23 protein-coding genes are annotated in these 17,362 nt (G+C 42.9%); 9 read left to right on the top strand and 14 right to left on the bottom strand.

Going from position 1 to position 17,362, the window contains the following annotated elements:
• Positions 1–39 precede the first annotated feature (39 nt).
• From LIX84_RS05660 to LIX84_RS05705, 10 genes are all read right to left on the bottom strand, one after another.
• Positions 40–312, bottom strand: a complete 273-nt coding sequence (locus tag LIX84_RS05660; protein WP_020840923.1) for a hypothetical protein — start codon at positions 310–312, stop codon at positions 40–42.
• A 13-nt stretch (positions 313–325) separates the two neighbouring features.
• Positions 326–1,135, bottom strand: coding sequence for a BRO-N domain-containing protein (locus LIX84_RS05665; RefSeq protein ID WP_226420877.1), 810 nt, complete (start codon positions 1,133–1,135; stop codon positions 326–328).
• Positions 1,136–1,178: 43 nt separating this feature from the next.
• On the bottom strand, positions 1,179–1,370 hold the full coding sequence (locus LIX84_RS05670; protein WP_020840925.1) for a hypothetical protein: 192 nt from the start codon (positions 1,368–1,370) through the stop codon (positions 1,179–1,181).
• A gap of 2 nt (positions 1,371–1,372) precedes the next feature.
• Positions 1,373–1,522, bottom strand: coding sequence for a hypothetical protein (locus LIX84_RS05675; protein ID WP_021454738.1), 150 nt, complete (start codon positions 1,520–1,522; stop codon positions 1,373–1,375).
• A 7-nt stretch (positions 1,523–1,529) separates the two neighbouring features.
• A complete protein-coding gene (locus LIX84_RS05680; protein ID WP_020840927.1) occupies positions 1,530–1,835 on the bottom strand; it encodes a DUF4406 domain-containing protein in 306 nt (101 codons plus the stop codon).
• Entirely contained in the window at positions 1,832–2,233 is a 402-nt protein-coding gene (locus tag LIX84_RS05685; protein ID WP_021453894.1) for a hypothetical protein, read from the bottom strand. The genes LIX84_RS05680 and LIX84_RS05685 overlap by 4 nt, the downstream gene beginning before the upstream one ends.
• Before the next feature lie 62 nt (positions 2,234–2,295).
• The gene (locus LIX84_RS05690) at positions 2,296–2,661 is read right to left on the bottom strand and encodes a hypothetical protein (RefSeq protein WP_021484988.1); all 366 of its coding nucleotides are present in this window, start codon (positions 2,659–2,661) and stop codon (positions 2,296–2,298) included.
• Complete coding sequence (locus LIX84_RS05695) at positions 2,658–3,131, bottom strand: hypothetical protein (RefSeq protein ID WP_133296392.1); 474 nt, start codon at positions 3,129–3,131, stop codon at positions 2,658–2,660. Before LIX84_RS05695 ends, LIX84_RS05690 begins: the two co-directional genes overlap by 4 nt.
• Positions 3,088–4,047: a hypothetical protein gene (locus LIX84_RS05700; RefSeq protein ID WP_226420878.1), complete on the bottom strand. Its 960-nt coding sequence runs from the start codon at positions 4,045–4,047 to the stop codon at positions 3,088–3,090. Before LIX84_RS05700 ends, LIX84_RS05695 begins: the two co-directional genes overlap by 44 nt.
• A 74-nt stretch (positions 4,048–4,121) precedes the next feature.
• Positions 4,122–4,436, bottom strand: a complete 315-nt coding sequence (locus tag LIX84_RS05705; RefSeq protein ID WP_031843978.1) for a hypothetical protein — start codon at positions 4,434–4,436, stop codon at positions 4,122–4,124.
• A 291-nt stretch (positions 4,437–4,727) separates the two neighbouring features.
• Here LIX84_RS05705 and LIX84_RS05710 point away from each other — a divergent pair, with 291 nt between their 5' ends.
• The 6 genes from LIX84_RS05710 to LIX84_RS05735 all read left to right on the top strand — a co-directional run bounded on the left by LIX84_RS05710 (position 4,728) and on the right by LIX84_RS05735 (position 8,960).
• Positions 4,728–5,363 (top strand): helix-turn-helix domain-containing protein, encoded by a 636-nt coding sequence (locus tag LIX84_RS05710; RefSeq protein WP_033908283.1) that lies wholly within the window; start codon positions 4,728–4,730, stop codon positions 5,361–5,363.
• Positions 5,364–5,686: 323 nt separating this feature from the next.
• Entirely contained in the window at positions 5,687–6,115 is a 429-nt protein-coding gene (locus LIX84_RS05715) for a hypothetical protein (protein ID WP_226420879.1), read from the top strand.
• 13 nt (positions 6,116–6,128) lie between these two features.
• Positions 6,129–6,953 (top strand): DUF2303 family protein, encoded by an 825-nt coding sequence (locus LIX84_RS05720; protein ID WP_226420880.1) that lies wholly within the window; start codon positions 6,129–6,131, stop codon positions 6,951–6,953.
• A gap of 65 nt (positions 6,954–7,018) precedes the next feature.
• Complete coding sequence (locus LIX84_RS05725) at positions 7,019–8,143, top strand: hypothetical protein (protein ID WP_029809449.1); 1,125 nt, start codon at positions 7,019–7,021, stop codon at positions 8,141–8,143.
• The gene (locus LIX84_RS05730; protein WP_050550019.1) at positions 8,140–8,766 is read left to right on the top strand and encodes an MT-A70 family methyltransferase; all 627 of its coding nucleotides are present in this window, start codon (positions 8,140–8,142) and stop codon (positions 8,764–8,766) included. Before LIX84_RS05725 ends, LIX84_RS05730 begins: the two co-directional genes overlap by 4 nt.
• The gene (locus LIX84_RS05735; RefSeq protein WP_025630572.1) at positions 8,751–8,960 is read left to right on the top strand and encodes a hypothetical protein; all 210 of its coding nucleotides are present in this window, start codon (positions 8,751–8,753) and stop codon (positions 8,958–8,960) included. Before LIX84_RS05730 ends, LIX84_RS05735 begins: the two co-directional genes overlap by 16 nt.
• Before the next feature lie 424 nt (positions 8,961–9,384).
• Here the strand turns inward: LIX84_RS05735 and cspE are convergent, their stop codons facing one another.
• Positions 9,385–9,597, bottom strand: coding sequence for a transcription antiterminator/RNA stability regulator CspE (gene cspE, locus LIX84_RS05740; RefSeq protein WP_021822123.1), 213 nt, complete (start codon positions 9,595–9,597; stop codon positions 9,385–9,387).
• 394 nt (positions 9,598–9,991) lie between these two features.
• Positions 9,992–11,152 carry a tyrosine-type recombinase/integrase gene (locus LIX84_RS05745; RefSeq protein WP_033908285.1) on the bottom strand — a complete coding sequence of 387 codons (1,161 nt, stop codon included), beginning with the start codon at positions 11,150–11,152 and terminating at the stop codon, positions 9,992–9,994.
• A gap of 489 nt (positions 11,153–11,641) precedes the next feature.
• Between LIX84_RS05745 and LIX84_RS05750 the strand changes: the two genes are divergently transcribed.
• Positions 11,642–13,267, top strand: a complete 1,626-nt coding sequence (locus LIX84_RS05750) for a methyl-accepting chemotaxis protein (protein WP_226420881.1) — start codon at positions 11,642–11,644, stop codon at positions 13,265–13,267.
• A gap of 188 nt (positions 13,268–13,455) precedes the next feature.
• Positions 13,456–14,856 carry an asparagine--tRNA ligase gene (gene asnS, locus LIX84_RS05755; protein ID WP_046876186.1) on the top strand — a complete coding sequence of 467 codons (1,401 nt, stop codon included), beginning with the start codon at positions 13,456–13,458 and terminating at the stop codon, positions 14,854–14,856.
• Between the two features lie 101 nt (positions 14,857–14,957).
• On the opposite strand, the gene LIX84_RS05760 is transcribed toward asnS, so the two are convergent.
• Together LIX84_RS05760 and LIX84_RS05765 are read right to left on the bottom strand one after the other, a co-directional pair.
• Positions 14,958–15,176 carry a hypothetical protein gene (locus LIX84_RS05760; protein ID WP_012841649.1) on the bottom strand — a complete coding sequence of 73 codons (219 nt, stop codon included), beginning with the start codon at positions 15,174–15,176 and terminating at the stop codon, positions 14,958–14,960.
• Between the two features lie 106 nt (positions 15,177–15,282).
• A complete protein-coding gene (locus tag LIX84_RS05765; protein ID WP_047009964.1) occupies positions 15,283–16,704 on the bottom strand; it encodes an aminotransferase-like domain-containing protein in 1,422 nt (473 codons plus the stop codon).
• A gap of 259 nt (positions 16,705–16,963) precedes the next feature.
• Between LIX84_RS05765 and LIX84_RS05770 the strand changes: the two genes are divergently transcribed.
• Positions 16,964–17,194: a hypothetical protein gene (locus tag LIX84_RS05770; RefSeq protein ID WP_005396877.1), complete on the top strand. Its 231-nt coding sequence runs from the start codon at positions 16,964–16,966 to the stop codon at positions 17,192–17,194.
• Positions 17,195–17,362 lie beyond the last annotated feature (168 nt).

A 17,362-nucleotide genomic window follows, 5' to 3' on the forward strand; every position in this document is an offset into this window, starting at 1 on the left:
CATTCACTGAATGCAACGCTCTAACTCAAAAGCGATACTCTAAAGCGTTACTGTTAACGCCTCGGCTTGTTCTTTTAGATCTTCAATCATGGCTCTTGGATAGGAACCAAGCTCCTGAATGTTGATAGGCAGTAACGTATCTGCGTCAACTCCTAAGTGATCGGCTATAGCGGCCATTATTTTCTTAGTTGAGTAAGGCTTCATTCTCTGGCTCAAAGCAACTTGCTGATAGCCAGCTTGCGCAAACACGCCTTTTTTGTAGTAGTGATAAGTGATCAGGTAGTAGGTTAATACTTGGTTCGGATTACTCATCTAATGCGTTCCCCTAAATAACTGCTAATGTCTCTTGGTATTTTTTGAATAGTTCTAACACTCGCCCTTTGGCCGCAAATCGCCCTAACTGTCCACCAGCAAACCATAATCCGGTATCTGATAGTGAGAGAAGTTGAATTTCTTTCTTGAGCGCGGCTTTAAAGTCCTCAATGAGCACCATCTTAGTGAGAACGGGGAACGTCCCACTATTCACTGTGATTGGTCTAGTTGGAACGTCATAAGCTTCCACTAGCTCTTTAGCCTTTTGATTGGATAGCCCGTAGTGAATACCCAAACCGGAAACAATCGCATATCCAGCCGGAATAAAATTGCGCTCTAACTCGTCAATTCGTCGATGAGCGTCGTTGGCCGTTTCAATGGCCTGTTTGGTCTGCTTCTCCTGTTCAACTAGAGCCTTTGCTTGCTCAAGTAACCATTCCGCGCTTGTTCGCGGCTGTTCGGTCAATGAATAGGAGCCATGCTTTCGAATTTTTGGTAACACTTCGTGAGTGATCCAACGCTGAAACGGCTTACCCTTTGGCGCTTGGCTGGAAAGAATCAAGTCATACATACCAGCCTCGTTTATTACCGTAAGCCGTTGATTTAACTCTAACGTCGAGCAGCTCGACGTTGAAAATTCGGCCATTAATTGCTTTAGCGGCTTCTTATCTTGTTCTGAAACATACCGATTAACCGCATCACGAGCGTTCACAAGTCCAAGCATTGCGCCGACCTCGTTCCCGATAAACCAAGGATTGTTATCCATATCAATGATGACGGTCAGATCCCCAAAAATAGGTTTGTTGAATTTGGTTATGTTCATCAACGTAATTCCTTAAAACATGGTTCTTTTGGTCATACCCTGCTTACACACGAACACGCACTATTGGCTTAACTTCAGTCATGCAATGAATATCAATAGAGTCGCCTTGCGGCGGCTCATAACACACGACTTTGAAATCATTCGGATCTACTGGCTTTTTAGGTCTAATGAATTGGCTATATCTCTTCCCGTTAAGCTTGAAATCGTACTGATAAGGCAAGTCTCGTAATTTCATGCCTACCTCACCAATTTGAGTGATTTCAATCTCGCAACGATTACGCCAGCTAGAAAGTAAATCATTACCGTAAATTCGATGCCGAACTTAGCCAGCATGTAGATCGCTAGTGCGCCGTGTATCGCTACTAGAACGGTTTCACTAAAACGCATAACTCACCTAGAAACGAAAACGATGCTTGATTTGTTGAATGTTGTGGAACACTGGCAAGTGAAGCTTCTTTGCGTAAGCAACTTCAGCGAATGCGCCAACGCTAGTTTTCCAGTTCGGCAAGCAATAAATCGCGTCAACTTCACGAATCATTGCCATTGCTATATCCATGTACCCTTGTTCGCTTAATCCTTCTGGCAACATCAGTGTGTGAACGGGAACGTGACCGATGCACTGAATCTTTAGGGCTGCGCGTTTAAATTGCGCTTCGCTATCAGGCACATCGGTAACGCCACCAGCGATATAAATCTTCATCCCTTAATGCTCTCCATTTCGCGTCTAAGGGCGTTGATTTTTAGCTCAATACGCTCAATTTCTTCGGTACTGGATTCTTTAGTGATTTGATGTTGCAGCTCGGAAATCTCGCGTGGGATCTCTCCTACTCGCCATAGATAAAAATCAAGCTTTTCGATTTTCTTATGTCGGATAGCTTCTAGCTGGTCTTTGTCTACGAGCTGGTAGATCTGCGCTAGCATGATTTCAACGTCAGCAATTTCTTCCATCACTTCAGTGATCGAGCCTTTGCCTTGTCGAAAGTGGTGGTACAGGGCAACGGCCAATTCATTTAGCTCTGAAATGGCTTGTTCAACTTGGCGTCTGCGCCCCATTGTTAACAATACTTGGCAAGCTTTTTGGTCTGGCAATTTGGTCATTGATTGTTACCTTGTGTTTTGTTTCGAAAACAAATATATGATCGAAATTTACGTTTGTAAATTTAACGGGCCGAAAATTTAGATTCTTCTTTTGCGCGGTGAAGAGCCTCTAAAGCAACATCAAACGCTTCAATTTCCATTCGCCCGTATGAGTTACACGTATTGCCGATCATGCTAGCCATGCCAGCTAGTGTTTTTAAGTCCTGTTCTAAGTTCTCACTCAATACTTTGAAGTCTCTTTGCTTCGCTAGCTTGTGAAGGCGAGATACGCTCAAGAATGCGTTGCTGGTGGCTTCTAGGTAATTCACTAGCGCTTTAGCAAACTCCTGATCCATTGCTGGCACATCGTTGTTGATTGCGATTTCTTCAAAGCCGTACTCGTGCATTTTGGCGATCAAAATCTTCATTTGCTGCTTGATATCGTTCATCGTTTCATGGCCCTTAGTTGGTCAATTCGATCAGAAAACTCGTGTCGTTCTCCTGAACGTCGATACTCTTCTCGAACCTTGTCACTTACCGAAACTCGACTGTGTACTGGTAGCGCTTTTAGCTCATCCTCTGCAAGTCTCAAGCGGCCAGCTCGTTCTTTAGCGTCTGCATCCCGTAGATACTTGATGAAAAGTTCTAACTCTCCACCAGCTCTAGCTCGTTTCAAATCCCAATCACAATTTTGTGCTACCCATTTCTCGGCTCTCCCCATTGGCGCACGATTCAAAAATCGGTCATAGGCTTCGCGGTATTCCGCTTCGGTTCGCTGGTTAATCTGAGTCATCAACTCACCAAGCGATGGAGGGAAGCGGTTGCCGTTGGATAGTCGGTCAAAGCAGATCGCTAGTATCCGGTTAAGTTGCAAATCATTCAGGGTCGAAAGGAAGTTTCCCCATGCCGTAGTAATCACTGCGCCATTCATCGTTACCCATGTCTTGCCGTACATTTCCGTTAGCGTGTCCCATAGGGCTGTTAGCTTGGGATTCAATCCATTGGCGCTGTTGTTGTACTCGTGCAAATATGATTGCTGGCGATTGGTTTGGGTAAATCCGCAACCATTCAGGGAAGATTGACTGATCGGCATTCTCGCCATAACCGATTCCATTGATTTCAAATTTCTGTCCATTGTCGATACCTCTTAGATTCGTGTCGTTAAGCAATTCATCTGTCCAGCGTTCGTACTTGATGTAACGTTCTGGATGTAAGCGATCAAAACCTTGTTGCTGCGCTGCATTGCGTCGCTTTACGTCTTCAGCGAGCATTCGTGCAAACTCGTAAGGCTCGGCCTTTAGGCGCTTGATAGCTCGCTTAAACTCATTGAATGCTTGAATCTTCCCAACCTTTCTCATTCCGGCAGTCCAGAAAATTGCAAACGCATCAGAAAGCAATTGGTCTGAATCGTCAGATTCGGACGAAGTATTTAGATCAGTATTTAGTTTAAGATCAGTATTTAGTAGTGTCGTATTAGCCGGATCTGGCTTTTCCGTAATACGGCTTTCACGGATTAGGCTTTTTGGATAGTCACGCACTTCATACCAGGTTGAACCGTCAGCCTCTTTGTGGCGAAGGCAAAAGCCACGCTCAATAAGCTCTTTTAGTATTACGTAAACACCATCACGCCCCGTTTTCTTCATGGTTCCGGTGGTTACTTTCTCTAAGTGGGACACTTTAACTTCCCAATCATCAGGTTTTGACAACAAGTAACTAAGCAATCCCATAGCTTGAAAACTCAAACAATGGTCTGCATAAACCTCGTTGCAAATCATGGTGAAGTTGCGACTTGCACGTTTACGCTTGATCGTTGCGTTCTTATTTGGTTGTGCCATATAATTACCTCGTCACAGCACTAACATTTGGTGCAAACTTAAAGACCGCCGCCTCACACGGCGGTTTTTTTTACTTAAAATTCACTATTTGTTCGAATGTCTTTGTAGATAGAGCTTGCGCGTTCAGCCTGTTCTTCTTCGTTGTATTCGTCTTTAGGTTCAGTCAAACCACACTTTTCAACTAACGCTTGTCTGAGTGATTCAAGTTTCTCGACTGGCACTCCCAATGCGTTGCTGAGTTCATCGACCTCTTTCCACCAGTTGAAACTTGTCGCGCTCAAAACGCAGTAAGCTCCTAACTCTTCAAGCGTCAAACCACGCTTAAAAATCATCGTTGGAACGACAGCCATGTTGTTTAGAACGAAAAAGCGATTTTCAGGAATGTTCATGGTTACCTCTCAATGTGCTTTGGTTGAGCGTGGCGACACTGAGCTATTAGCGCCACAAGTGGGTGGCTGATAGGAAATAGCTCCCACGCTCACCAAAACACACTTTTAGGTTATCTACCGTTGAGTGTCGTCAACATTCGATGACCACAATCATTGATCGTAAACAATGGAATTGTCAAATAAAAAAAACTGGACCAATAATCGACCAAAAAAAAGAATTGGTTTATACTTGGTGTGTGAATTTCACATACATATACAAGCGTAATATTTAAACATCAAACAGGGGGCATTATGTCTATGTCTGTGCTTGCTCGGAACATCGAGCAGAGGAAACGGGATTTAAACATAACCAAAAGCATCGACTTGGCAAAGAGATCTGGTGTAAGTCGAGCGGTGTTAACCAACATCAAATTGAATCCAGAAAAAAGTATCATGCTTGATTCGGCTATCAGGCTAGCAGATGCCCTTGATTGCCGTCTTGAGTGGTTAGCTACTGGTGAAGGTTCGCCAACGGCTGACGAATACAAAGAACTTTCTCGCATTGAACTAGGTGCACCCCTAGTATCGTTAAACTCGTTCGTTGATGTTGACCCAGATGAGTTTTTAAAAACAGGCATTGCAGAACACACTCAAAGATTCCCTTGCCCTAGTGGAAACTCAAAGAGTCAATTCGTTGTAAAAGTGAATGACCAAATCAAAAACTATCCTGCTGGTGGCTATTTGTACTTTGACATTGATAAATCACCAGTGTCTGGTCAATTGGTTGTAGCAAACACTGGTAACAACGTGGAGATCATGGAATACCAATCCGCACACGGTAGGCAGTTTTTGAAATCCATGAATGAAGAGTTACCTCTTGAATTGCGTCTTGTAGAAATCACTGGTCAGAAATTAATTGGCACTTTCGCTGCGTATGCGATATTCTAATTTGTGGTGATAGATATCACTCACAATCAGCTTTTAAAAGGATTTCCCTCGCTATGCGAGGGTTTTTTTTATCTAAAATTCCAAATCAATCAAAAACGAAAACAATAATTTCATTTTTTATTGTTCTCGATCACTTCCAATATTTTCATCGTTAAGTTAATCTTTGCATCGTTCGGAAACAAACAGATAAAAATAAAACCGCCCATTTCTGAGCGGCTTTATTCACAAGGTATGACCAGACCATTTAATGGTGTGACCGTGTTGAAGCGGCGACCAAACCGCTACAACGCAGTCATAGTATCACAAAAGATGAGTGAGTAAACATGACTATTGACGAAGCAAAAATGACTGGCGAAGGAACTGCCAAAAAAGACCCTCAAATGGAACGTGTGACTAACTTCCCTGAGTTTATTGAGCGTGTAGAAGCTGGCTCGATTGCTAACGTTCTTGGTTTAGCCACATCCAACGTGGCGCTAGCCGTCTCTAACTCCGGTAAAGCTGGCGAGATCATCTTAAAGCTAAAACTTTCACCAGCATCTAAAACCGACCCGTCGATTATGAATGTAACCACGGCGATCACAGTTAAAGAACCGAAAGTAAATTACGGCTCGAAAGTCGAAGATTTCAAATATGAAACCGTGGCGTTTGCTGGCTTCGGTGGAAAGTTGAGTTATGACCGCCCTGCCGTTGGCGTCCACAACCAGCTAGAACTTCCGGCTGGTATTAACAAACTAAGCGTTGGCAAATACTAAGGAGTAAAGAGAAATGTCATTTACTAAAGAATCAATTCAAGAACTTGTAAATAAGGGTAGCGTTCCTGAGTTTATTAAAGCTATTGAAGCTAAAAATACGCTTTCCCAACTGATTCTAGTGCCTGACAACTGTTCCCTAAAAGATTTGGAACAGTACCCAGAACACCGCAATAACTTGCGTGGCGAGTTTAATACAATCTTGATCACTGAGTTTGCGAAGTATGCAAAAGACCACCAGCTAGAAGGCTCAAAGACTTTTATTGATGCTGATTCAATGAAAGCTAAAACAATCTTTGACGTTGGTACTAACGACAAAGCTGGTCATCAACTTCACAAGGCTTCAGTATCACTAAAACGCACTGCACCATTTAAAGCGCTGCTAAACATCGACGGCGAACGCATGGAACAACGCGATATGGCTGAGTTCTTGGAAGATTGGAAAGACTACATTTCTGCGTTTGACTCAAACGGCGAACAAATTGAAATGTTCAAAGCGATTGCGGCTGTTCGTGAACTTGATTTTGAACACACTCGCGGCTCAAACCGACAAGTTAGTGATTTCTCTCAATCACAAAGCGAATACGAACGTATTGCGACTAAAACTCGTGAAGATCTTGTGCTACCTGCGGCATTTGTATTCACTTGCGAACCATACTCTGGTTTAGGTGATTTCCACTTTGATTTGCGCCTATCAATAATTCGAAATGAACTTTTAATCCTACGCATTAAACGCATGGAAGAGATTCAAGAGAAAATGGCTGAGAAGTTCCTTGAAGTCGTTAAAGAAGAGTTCGCAAACCAATCGGTAGCAATGCCGACTTACATCGGTACTTACTAATGAGTAATGGTTCCCTCGTGAGTGAGGGAACCAAATCAGATAAGTTGTATTCACAAGGTAGACCAATGACCAACCAAACCCAACCTGTAGACGTTGCTGTTAATCACCTTCTGAACATGGTTCAAAACCAACTTGGTAACGTCCTTTCTCTTGTTGAAACCCAAGCACAATTAGTTTCTGAATCTCTAAACTACGAAACCGATCAGTACAACGAACTAATTGATCGAATTGAAAAGGCCGAGTCTGAACGCGACACGCTTGAACTGAAAGTTATTGAGCTGACCAAAGAGAACGAAGCAATTGAACTAGACCACCTAGACAAGCTCAACAAACTACGCAGCGAATTTAACTTACTAAAAGCAAGAACGGCTGATCTTCCTGCACTAAGAGAAGAAGTTAAGCGTTACCGTGAAATGAATCCAGACGCCTTAAAGCAACGCCTAGCTAAATCACGCGCAACTGCTGACGAGCGCTTAAACACAATCAACCGTTTAAAGAAAGAATCAAGCGACTACCGCAAAGAAAATATTCGTTTGAGAAAGGAAGTAACCCAACTAAGTGAAGCGGCTTTAGAAGCAACGCACCTATGCGAAGAGTACAAAGCTCGATTGCATTTCATTGATGGTGACGTAGAAAAACCATACGTTGGCAAAGACGGTTTAGAGCTATTTATATATCGCTATGGCTACCCTCTGGCATTTAAGCCATTAGTTAAAAACATTAATGTCATTCGCGACTTAAATTTTCATATTGAATTGCGTTCAAATTGGGCGGTTTGTTGTATCGTGAGCGTGTCTGATTGGCTGATCCCCCTTATCCCTACAGTACACGAGTTTGAAGGCCGTATTCCTTCAGAGCTGTATGTGGATCTTCAAGAGATATATACAAACGCTGCTGAAGTTAACCACCAGCATCTAATTGATCGAGTGGAACACTTCAAAGAAGTCACACTTGAATCTGTTTACGACGGTGTAATCACCGAACGAGAATTAAAGCTTCTGAACGATGCAAATTACTTCTCCGTTTACAGCGTAATGCACCCAACTGATGAGCAACTAGCAAAATCAGTTAAGGGCGTTAGCGAAACAAGTGCGTCAAAAATCCGAGCAGCAATTGACGAAAAGATCGTTCAACCTTGGGAACGCGAGAACTGGACGAAAGAACAAGTAAACGAGGTTCGTCGCAAGTGAAATACGATGTGATTTATGCCGATCCGCCTTGGCAATTCAGCTCAAAAAGAACTGGCGGTTCAATGAAAAGCGGCGCTTCACAAAAGTATCCAACAATGACGATAGACGACTTAAAGAAAATGCCAGTTGGTGAACTGGCATCTGATAACTGTTATCTGATCATGTGGTACGTGAACGCCATGCCTAAAGAGGCCTGTGATCTTGCTGAAGCGTGGGGATTTACCGTTAAAAACATAAATGGATTGGTTTGGGGAAAAGAGACTGTTAACGGCTTACCTTTCTTTGGTCTTGGTTACCACACAAGAGCTGGAACAGAATCGGCACTAATCGCGGTTAAAGGTAAACCAAAACCAGCAAGTCGCTCCGTTCGCTCGTTCTTTACGGCACCCGTTGGCGAACATAGTGCCAAGCCACAAGAAGGCCGCGACAAAGTAGAAAAAATCGCAGGACGGTTCGCTAGAAAGCTTGAGCTTTTCCATCGAGGCGAACCAAGAAATGGTTGGGATGTATTCGGCAACCAATCGGCACCAAGTTTAATTATAGATGAGGTTGGATTCAGAAAACCATACTTAGCGGAAATTCAGCTTCAATATGAGGAATTAGAAAAGTGGAAGAAAAACTAATTAGTATTGAACAATTGCTTGTTAGATATCGCCCTTTTGCAATGCGCGATGGTGAAAACTTCACAAAACGTGGCCTATACAACTGGCGTAAAACAAAGGGATTTCCTGAACCTGTAATCTCTTCACCGAGACTCATTTGGAAAACGGAAGATGTCTTAAGGTGGGAGAAAAATCAAGGTTACGACTTTTTATAACATCTTCTAACTTGCTGTTATATAAGGAGAGCGACAAAGCTATAGCGAATGATATTGTATTGTACTTAATTTGGATTAAGCTTTTACAGCATTCACCCAGATTCCGCCCTCTTTGTGGGCTAACAATGTACCAATAAGGTCTCGAAGCTCAATTCTATTTGTACAAAATGGAGCGCAGGAGGATGCTGATATTTTTGCACCTTTTAATCCACGCATGAAAACAGTTTCCATGCGTAAAGTACTATTACTTTCGTTTATATATTTTATATTGAATGTAGGCATATTTTTCTTAGTCTTAGTTATAATTTATTTTAATACTTTAATTTAAATGGAGATATTTTATGTTCTTTGAGTAATAAATAAATTGTATGGGTTTAGAGGAGATGAGAGTAGTAGAGGTGTGAATACACCTCTACAAATAATTTTATGCAACAACTACATTTGCAGCTTGCAAACCTTTCTGGCCTTGCTCTACTTTAAAGTTAACCTTTTGGCCCTCGGCTAGAGTTTTAAAGCCTTCTGAAACAATAGAGTTAAAGTGAACGAATACATCAGCACTACCATCATCTGGTGTCAAAAATCCGAAACCTTTACTATCGTTAAACCATTTTACAGAACCAGTTTTATTATTAGACATATGTTGTCCCTTATTTTAAATATAATTTACGCGTAACTTGCGAGAGAAGCACTGAAATCTTGAATTATTTAATGTTTATAATGAAGCTAGAGAGGGAAACTCTGAGGATAACAATGAAGGAATTCTGAGGGCTTAACTTAAAAACTTTATTTTTCATTTAATAACTCTGAACTACAACAGAGCAAATTCAGTATCACTAGTTCCGTGTTAAATGTAAAGCTTTATTTTTCACCATAGAGAAAAATAAACATAAAATTACAAAAAACCATTAAGCATCAATCACTTTATGCAACTAGCACTCGCAATCTTACATTCATAGGTTCTAGGTTCAGTGCTAACACCCGTATTTTTACGTGTAGAATCTGTAGACTAATACGCTCAAAAGAGCTCTAAATTAATTACTCTCTTTATAGTTAACTACAGCGTCGTGATAGACTCTCATAGCGTCTAACTGTTGACTTAAATACTGACCTTTGTTGTAGGTTTTCATTTCACCAGCCATTTCATGTCCTAGCATCTTCTCAGCGATATAAGGCTCAATTTTCAAATCACCAAAGTGTGTGGCTAAGGTGTGTCTAAATACGTGTGGCGACCAGCTTGGCAACGCTAACGCCGCTTGCAGCGGTCTAAAACGACTTTGAAAGCCTTGCACTCCTAACTCCCTACCCCTGTTCGAGATAATCAAGTTCTCAGAGCTTGGATGAAGGTTGTATAAAAACTCAAAGTAACCAATTAAGAAATCTGGAATTGGACGAACGATTAAACGCCCGTTCTTGCTGTTTTCTGGTGGCACTTTCCAAGTTCTACCTTTCAGGTCGATGTTAACTTTCTTGGCCGTTCTCAGTTCTCCGCTACGCGCTCCGGTAAACATGAGAATCAAACAAGCTGCCGCAAACTCAAGAGGATATTCACCAGAACGGCAATAGTCGTAAATTTGCTTGAGTTCTTTGAATGATAAAACCCTATCCCTTGGCTTTGACGGCGTACCAACAAAGCGGCTTTGAATGTTGATCAGTTTGTTCTCTTCAATAATGTCTACAGCCATTAGGTATTTGGCACACTGCTTTAATTCTGTCAGCAAGCGAACTGGAACAGTTTTACCTTCAATAGTCTTAATCACGTTGATCCAATCAACGGTTTTCATCTGCTCCCATTCATTAGAGCCAATCTTGCTAATTATGTGTGTATATAGCGCGTTGATAATTAGCTTTGGATATTTGCGTCTTGGGATCAATTCTTCATTAATCCAAAACTCAATACACTCTTGAACGGTTGAGATTTTCTTTTTGGCTTTGTTGTTTCGCGGATCTAAACCTTGCTCAAGCATCTTTTTAGCTTCTCGGTGAATATCCCTAGCTTCTTTTAAAGAAACTTGAGGATAAGTGCCGATTGTTAAGATTGCTTGTTTCCCCTGCCAGCGGAAGCGATAGAAAAAGCTAATTTTTCCGCTCTTATAGAAGCGCGCAAGTAGGCCGCCGCCGTCGGCTAAATCTTGGTGTGGTTTGTCTGTTGGAAAGTTATTTTTGGACTTTAAAGCCCGTTCGGTGATGGTCATAGTCTACCCTGTCATATACACAATATATACACACATTACGTTTCTTCAGGCATTTTTCCCATGTCACACGAGGAAACACCATGAAGCTCGCAAGCCCCGTATTTATTGGCTTTACATGATAAACGATGTAGATTTTGGAAGCTATTAGAAAGCCGATGAAACTAAAACATATTCCCTTTGTACAATTCTGTTTTCATCTTGATTCTCAGGCTTTAAAAAGACACGCAATACTAAGGAATTCACTGCTAACAGACAAGTGCTACTCAATACAAGCGTAGCAAAACGCCGTTTGTTCTCAGCGAAAATAATTAAACCTTTGTCCTGATCGTCGTATTTCTGTCATGCGCCAAACATTTGATTACACAGCACTCACATCACAATTACATATCCCCAACATGAGTGGGGTCACAATCATTCATTTCGTTGATCGCAGTGTGCATTTGTGCACATTAAGATTGTGCAGTTCGTTCCAATTACACTTATAAATTTATGCGCTCAACTATCACTTTTAAGCTCTTGCTCGCGTTAATTGCCGTCTTCAGCTGTGTTCTGGCTGCCTCTACGGCTTATCAATACCATCAACAAAAAACCTTAATCAATGATGTTCTCAGTGAACAGCTTCATGATAAGGCTAGTAATTACTTCGATAGCCTAAACATGATGATGCTAACAGGCACCATGTCGCAAAAAGAAACTTTGCGAAAAAAAGCACTCGCTCAAGAAGGGATTGAAGAAGTTCGCGTGTTGCGGGCCGATACCGTCACCAAGCTTTACGGACCAGGACAAGCAAACCAACAACCGGTCGATGATATTGACCAACGAGCTTTAAATGGCGAACTGGTCATTGAGCCAATTTCAGCCAATTGGGGGAACGGACTGGTTGTCGCGCTACCAATGAAATCAAGCGAAAATTATCGTGGCACCAACTGCGTTTCTTGCCATATAGCACCAGAAGGCGAAGTATTGGGCGCGATTCGTTTGGAATACAACATGAACCACGTCAATTCAATGATCAATAAACAGGCAATGTTTGCGATGGGAATAATGGCCGTTATCGCTTTTGTTGGTTTTATTATAACGATGAGTTTGATTCGTAAGATCATTGTTCGCCCAATACAAAAAACGTCGCAATTCATGGCGAATGTGAGCCATAGTAAAGATCTATCTCAACGACTTGTTCATCACCAAAAAGATGAGGTAGGCCAACTTTCTACCGCGATTAATTCGTTTATGGATACGGTATCCGAGAGTTTAGAGCGTGTACAAGACACCTCTCACTCTCTTGCCAATTCAGCCAGTCAGTTAACGGATGTTGCACAATCAACAGACAAAGCCGCCAATAATCAACAATTGGAAACCAGTGACGTACAAAGCAACATCACCGACATGTTGCAACAACAAACCGCCGTTGAAGACTCGACCAATAACGCCACAGCTCTAGTCAACCATACCGTTGATGTTGCCACTCACAGTGCAAGCCAAGCACACAGCGTAAGCGAAGACATCAAACACTTGGTGAGCAATATTGACGGCGTGCGGGAGAAAATCAGTTCGTTAAACCAAAGAACCGAAGAAGTGTCGTCCATTCTTGGGGTCATTAAAGGCATTGCAGAACAAACCAACCTACTCGCGTTGAATGCTGCAATTGAAGCCGCCCGAGCCGGAAAGCAAGGACGCGGTTTTGCCGTCGTCGCGGAGGAAGTGCGTAACCTAGCTTCTCGGACCGCCGAAGCCACGGGCAACATTGAGCATATCATTTCTCAATTCCAGCAAGGGAGTGAAGAGTCCTTAGCCTCTGTGGATACTGTCTGCCAGTTTGCTCACCAACGTTCAGTCGATGTCGAGACACTTTCAGTCACGATGCATAACGTTGTCGATGAAATGCATCAAGTTCTGAAACATGCGGAAAACATTCAAAGCCAGACGCAAACCACATCCGACGTCAGTCAGCGTATTCAATCCAAAATTGATGTGATCACACTGCATGCTGACGACACATCGCAATCAGCATCGCACACGCGTGATATTAGTGTTGATTTAGAGCATCTATCCGAACGTTTAGAGCAATTACTTAACCAATTCACACTTTCAGAGCATCAAAGAGTGAATAAATAGAGAGATTCTCCCCATCAAAATGAATATAAAGGTTGATGCGAGCGAATTGACAGGTAATATGTCTCGTTGAATCTGTAAAATGCTACCCAACTCAGCACTTAGCTTGTTTTTTGAACAAAAATGTTATTAGACAAGCACTTTAATAAGTGTTGGGTTGAATTTTTACCTCAATGGAGAATATTGAAAACATGACTTACGCGCCTGTATCAGACGTATTGAAAGGTCAGCTAGCAGTAGACAGCGAAGTGACTGTTCGTGGCTGGATCCGTTCACGTCGTGATTCCAAAGCTGGAATCTCTTTCCTTGCCATATATGACGGCTCTTGTTTCGACCCGATTCAGGCCGTGGTCCCAAATAATCTTAATAATTACGAAGACGAAGTACTAAAGCTAACGACTGGCTGCTCTGTTGAAGTAACTGGTAAGATTGTTGAATCTCCTGCAAAGGGCCAAGACTTCGAACTTGCTGCCACTGGCGTTAAAGTGGTTGGTTGGGTTGAAGACGCAGAAACTTACCCGATGGCAAAAACTCGTCACTCTATCGAATACCTACGTGAAGTTGCGCACCTACGTCCGCGAACAAACGTAATCGGTGCGGTAGCACGTGTACGTAACTGCCTATCTCAAGCGATCCACCGCTTCTACCACGAGCAAGGTTACTTCTGGGTATCTGCGCCGTTGATCACTGCCTCAGATGCTGAAGGTGCTGGTGAAATGTTCCGCGTTTCTACGCTAGACATGGAAAACCTACCTCGTACAGACGCTGGCAAAGTAGACTACAACGAAGACTTCTTCGGTAAAGAAACTTTCCTTACGGTATCTGGTCAGCTAAACGCGGAAGCTTACGCTTGTGCACTAAGTAAGGTTTACACTTTCGGCCCTACTTTCCGTGCTGAAAACTCAAACACAAGCCGCCACCTAGCAGAGTTCTGGATGGTTGAGCCTGAAGTTGCGTTTGCAGAACTGGACGACGTTGCGAAACTGGCTGAAGACATGCTTAAGTACGTATTCAAAGCAGTACTTGAAGAGCGTCGCGATGACCTTGAGTTCTTTGCTCAGCGCATCGACAAAGAAGCCGTTAGCCGTCTAGAGAACTTTGTTTCTTCTGACTTCGCACAAGTTGACTACACTGACGCGATCCAAATCCTGCTGGATTCTGGCCGTGAGTTCGAATTCCCAGTTGAGTGGGGTATCGATATGTCATCTGAGCACGAGCGTTTCCTAGCGGAAGAGCACTTCAAAGCGCCGGTAATCGTTAAGAACTACCCGAAAGACATCAAAGCATTCTACATGCGTATGAACGATGATGGTAAGACGGTAGCGGCAATGGACGTTCTAGCACCTGGCATCGGTGAAATCATCGGTGGTTCTCAGCGTGAAGAGCGTCTAGACGTACTGGATGCACGTATGCGCGAAATGGGTATCGACCCTGAGCACATGAGCTGGTACCGCGACTTGCGTCGTTACGGCACAGTGCCACACGCAGGCTTTGGTCTAGGCTTTGAGCGTCTAGTATCTTACGTAACAGGCATGGGCAACGTTCGTGACGTGATTCCATTCCCACGTACGCCTCGCTCTGCGAACTTCTAATCACTTTTTAGTGAGACAGAATTAGAAAAGACCTCCCTAGTGGAGGTCTTTTATTTTGTGCTCAACCGTCAATACCATCTGCTAAGTAACTCAAGCTTGAGTTAGTCTTCTTCCTTATCTCTGTCCGCTTTTTCAGCATACTTTACGCCCACAATACATAAGCCAAACATTACGAAAGGGATCACGGCCGCGGTGTACTCTGTCCATGCCATATGAGAGAAAGACTTCGCCAAAATGAGATGCGCAAATACCAGTAAAAACGCACTAAAAATAGCAACGGCGATTAACCTTAACTCATGTTTAACCAACTGCTTTTTCATCTTAAATCCTGCTTAATCGTCCAAGGTCTGTCGACCTGAATAATGATTGAAGCATAATTTTCAAAAATGGCGCTGATACAGTTGGAGCAAAAAAACACTAAGCAGTTTAATGAGTTTCAATTCTGAGTAATTCGCGAAGCAAATCACCTAACCTTTTGATAGCACGTTCCAAACTCGTTTCTAAAGGAAGCGATGTATTCAGTCTTAAATAGTTTTCGTATTGATCACTTATCGAAAAGAGTTTGCCATAAGCGACGGTAACCTGCTCAGACAATAGTGCCTGATATACCGCTTTACTTGATATTCCATCTGGCAATTTCAGCCAAAGAAAGTAACCACCATCAGGACGTAGATAGGTAACCTCTTTAGGTAGGTGCTTTACAAGTAAATCCACGAAGTCAGCTTGACGTTGTTGCAGTGTCTTACGCAGCTTTCTCAGGTGGTTGTCGTAACTGTCGTTTTGTAAGTAATGTGCAACCCCCTGCTGAATAGGGGCACTCCCAGATAATGTCGATATTAACTGGAGCTTTTGAATAGTCTCGTTAAAACGCTTATTCACCACCCAACCCAAGCGGTATCCAGGGCATAAACTCTTAGAAAAAGAACCACAATGAAGGACACGCTCTTGCTCATCAAAGCTCTTTAATGAGTTCGGCCTTTTGTCAGAAAAATACAGCTCAGAGTACACATCGTCTTCGATGAGATACACATCATATCGATTGGCTAACTCAACAATGTATCGTTTGTGTTCATCAGACAAAGAAGCCCCGGTTGGATTATGAAAGTTCGTCATTAACCAACAAGCCCGAACATCTTCATTGGCAAAGGCTGCTTCGATTTGTTCAAGCGAATGCCCACTCTCATCATCGACACTGATTTCTATAGCCTTGAGCCCTAATCGTTCTACCGCTTGAAGTGCGCCATAAAACGTTGGGGATTCGACAACGACGGTATCACCTGGTCGGGTGACCGCTTGCAAACTCAAGTTCAATGCTTCTAGCGCACCGGAAGTAATAACCACATCATCATGGGTTAATGATATCCCATGATGAATATACCTCTGAGCGACGAGTCGCCTTAACGACTCAGCACCAGGAGGTAGGTTGTCTAGCAACTTATCCGGCCCCATTTTTCGTCCCGAGCTGGCCAAATTACGGTTAAGCGACTCTAAAGGAAACAAACACGGATCCGGAAACGCCGAGCCTAAATGAACAACATCCGATGTTGCTTGGTGCTTCAAAAACGAATACAACTCATCATTCAACTTAGTGCATGGCGTATTATTGCTTTTAATTCCATTCGTATTGGTGAGACGTTCAAGATCGGCAGTCACATAGTAACCAGATTGAGGCTTTGCTATCACCCAACCTTGCGCCTCTAGCAATTGATAGGCTTGTAATACCGTACCTGCACTTACGGAATGATTGCGGCTGGTGACGCGTATTGAAGGCAGCTTCTCCCCTGCTCTCCAAGTATCTTGCTGAATTTGTGCCTTAAACAATTCGGCCAATTGACGGTATCGATTCATGTATCCCTCATTTCACTTGCAGCCGCACCATAGCATACTTCGCGCCAGCATTCTGATATGGCAGTAGTCAATTTAGCAACGTAATTTATCAAGCTTGTTTATAGCAATTTCGACGACGAAGTGAGAATTTATGTTCCATACTTTTACTGATACGTCCGAGTGGTCTTAAATCTTTGCCTTGTCCGAAAAGCAAGGCATTCCACGGAGCTGAGAGTGTTAAATCCACTTAGACATCTATCTTTTAAGCCGGGAGGAAGCGATGAAAGTATTTACAATGGACGATCTCTCTTATCGCGGGAAACATAAAGGTGTACATAGCTGGGACCATCCTGGCGGCACAACCCCTTATTACTGGCATCCTGATTGGTTGCATATCGCTGAAGATGCTTTGGGTGAACACAAAAAGGCTGACCTTGAAGTCCCTGACGGAGAGGCCGCAACAGAAGAGCATGCAAAAGCGGCGATTCTCAAACACTTGAATGACGAGTAGTTTAGGCTCTATCACCGTTCAAGAATAGCGTTAGGCAGGCGAATCCATCGTCGTATGCTTTAAACGCAGATAAAGCCAAAACCTGCCAAATAATAAATTCTTCTGAATGAGAAGTACGCATCGTCTGTAGCTATCGAATGACAAAATAAGTCGATAGTTATCACATTA

Origin of the sequence: Vibrio sp. E14 (assembly GCF_020515785.1) — a bacterium.
Lineage (GTDB): Bacteria > Pseudomonadota > Gammaproteobacteria > Enterobacterales > Vibrionaceae > Vibrio > Vibrio diabolicus.

Excerpts from the sequence above, each read along its gene's own strand:
- LIX84_RS05660 (WP_020840923.1), bottom strand. The coding sequence starts at position 312 with ATGAGTAATCCGAACCAAGTATTAACCTACTACCTGATCACTTATCAC.
- LIX84_RS05665 (WP_226420877.1), bottom strand. The coding sequence starts at position 1,135 with ATGAACATAACCAAATTCAACAAACCTATTTTTGGGGATCTGACCGTC.
- LIX84_RS05670 (WP_020840925.1), bottom strand. The coding sequence starts at position 1,370 with ATGAAATTACGAGACTTGCCTTATCAGTACGATTTCAAGCTTAACGGG.
- LIX84_RS05675 (WP_021454738.1), bottom strand. The coding sequence starts at position 1,522 with ATGCGTTTTAGTGAAACCGTTCTAGTAGCGATACACGGCGCACTAGCG.
- LIX84_RS05680 (WP_020840927.1), bottom strand. The coding sequence starts at position 1,835 with ATGAAGATTTATATCGCTGGTGGCGTTACCGATGTGCCTGATAGCGAA.
- LIX84_RS05685 (WP_021453894.1), bottom strand. The coding sequence starts at position 2,233 with ATGACCAAATTGCCAGACCAAAAAGCTTGCCAAGTATTGTTAACAATG.
- LIX84_RS05690 (WP_021484988.1), bottom strand. The coding sequence starts at position 2,661 with ATGAACGATATCAAGCAGCAAATGAAGATTTTGATCGCCAAAATGCAC.
- LIX84_RS05700 (WP_226420878.1), bottom strand. The coding sequence starts at position 4,047 with ATGGCACAACCAAATAAGAACGCAACGATCAAGCGTAAACGTGCAAGT.
- LIX84_RS05705 (WP_031843978.1), bottom strand. The coding sequence starts at position 4,436 with ATGAACATTCCTGAAAATCGCTTTTTCGTTCTAAACAACATGGCTGTC.
- LIX84_RS05710 (WP_033908283.1), top strand. The coding sequence starts at position 4,728 with ATGTCTATGTCTGTGCTTGCTCGGAACATCGAGCAGAGGAAACGGGAT.
- LIX84_RS05715 (WP_226420879.1), top strand. The coding sequence starts at position 5,687 with ATGACTATTGACGAAGCAAAAATGACTGGCGAAGGAACTGCCAAAAAA.
- LIX84_RS05720 (WP_226420880.1), top strand. The coding sequence starts at position 6,129 with ATGTCATTTACTAAAGAATCAATTCAAGAACTTGTAAATAAGGGTAGC.
- LIX84_RS05725 (WP_029809449.1), top strand. The coding sequence starts at position 7,019 with ATGACCAACCAAACCCAACCTGTAGACGTTGCTGTTAATCACCTTCTG.
- cspE (WP_021822123.1), bottom strand. The coding sequence starts at position 9,597 with ATGTCTAATAATAAAACTGGTTCTGTAAAATGGTTTAACGATAGTAAA.
- LIX84_RS05745 (WP_033908285.1), bottom strand. The coding sequence starts at position 11,152 with ATGACCATCACCGAACGGGCTTTAAAGTCCAAAAATAACTTTCCAACA.
- LIX84_RS05750 (WP_226420881.1), top strand. The coding sequence starts at position 11,642 with ATGCGCTCAACTATCACTTTTAAGCTCTTGCTCGCGTTAATTGCCGTC.
- asnS (WP_046876186.1), top strand. The coding sequence starts at position 13,456 with ATGACTTACGCGCCTGTATCAGACGTATTGAAAGGTCAGCTAGCAGTA.
- LIX84_RS05760 (WP_012841649.1), bottom strand. The coding sequence starts at position 15,176 with ATGAAAAAGCAGTTGGTTAAACATGAGTTAAGGTTAATCGCCGTTGCT.
- LIX84_RS05765 (WP_047009964.1), bottom strand. The coding sequence starts at position 16,704 with ATGAATCGATACCGTCAATTGGCCGAATTGTTTAAGGCACAAATTCAG.
- LIX84_RS05770 (WP_005396877.1), top strand. The coding sequence starts at position 16,964 with ATGAAAGTATTTACAATGGACGATCTCTCTTATCGCGGGAAACATAAA.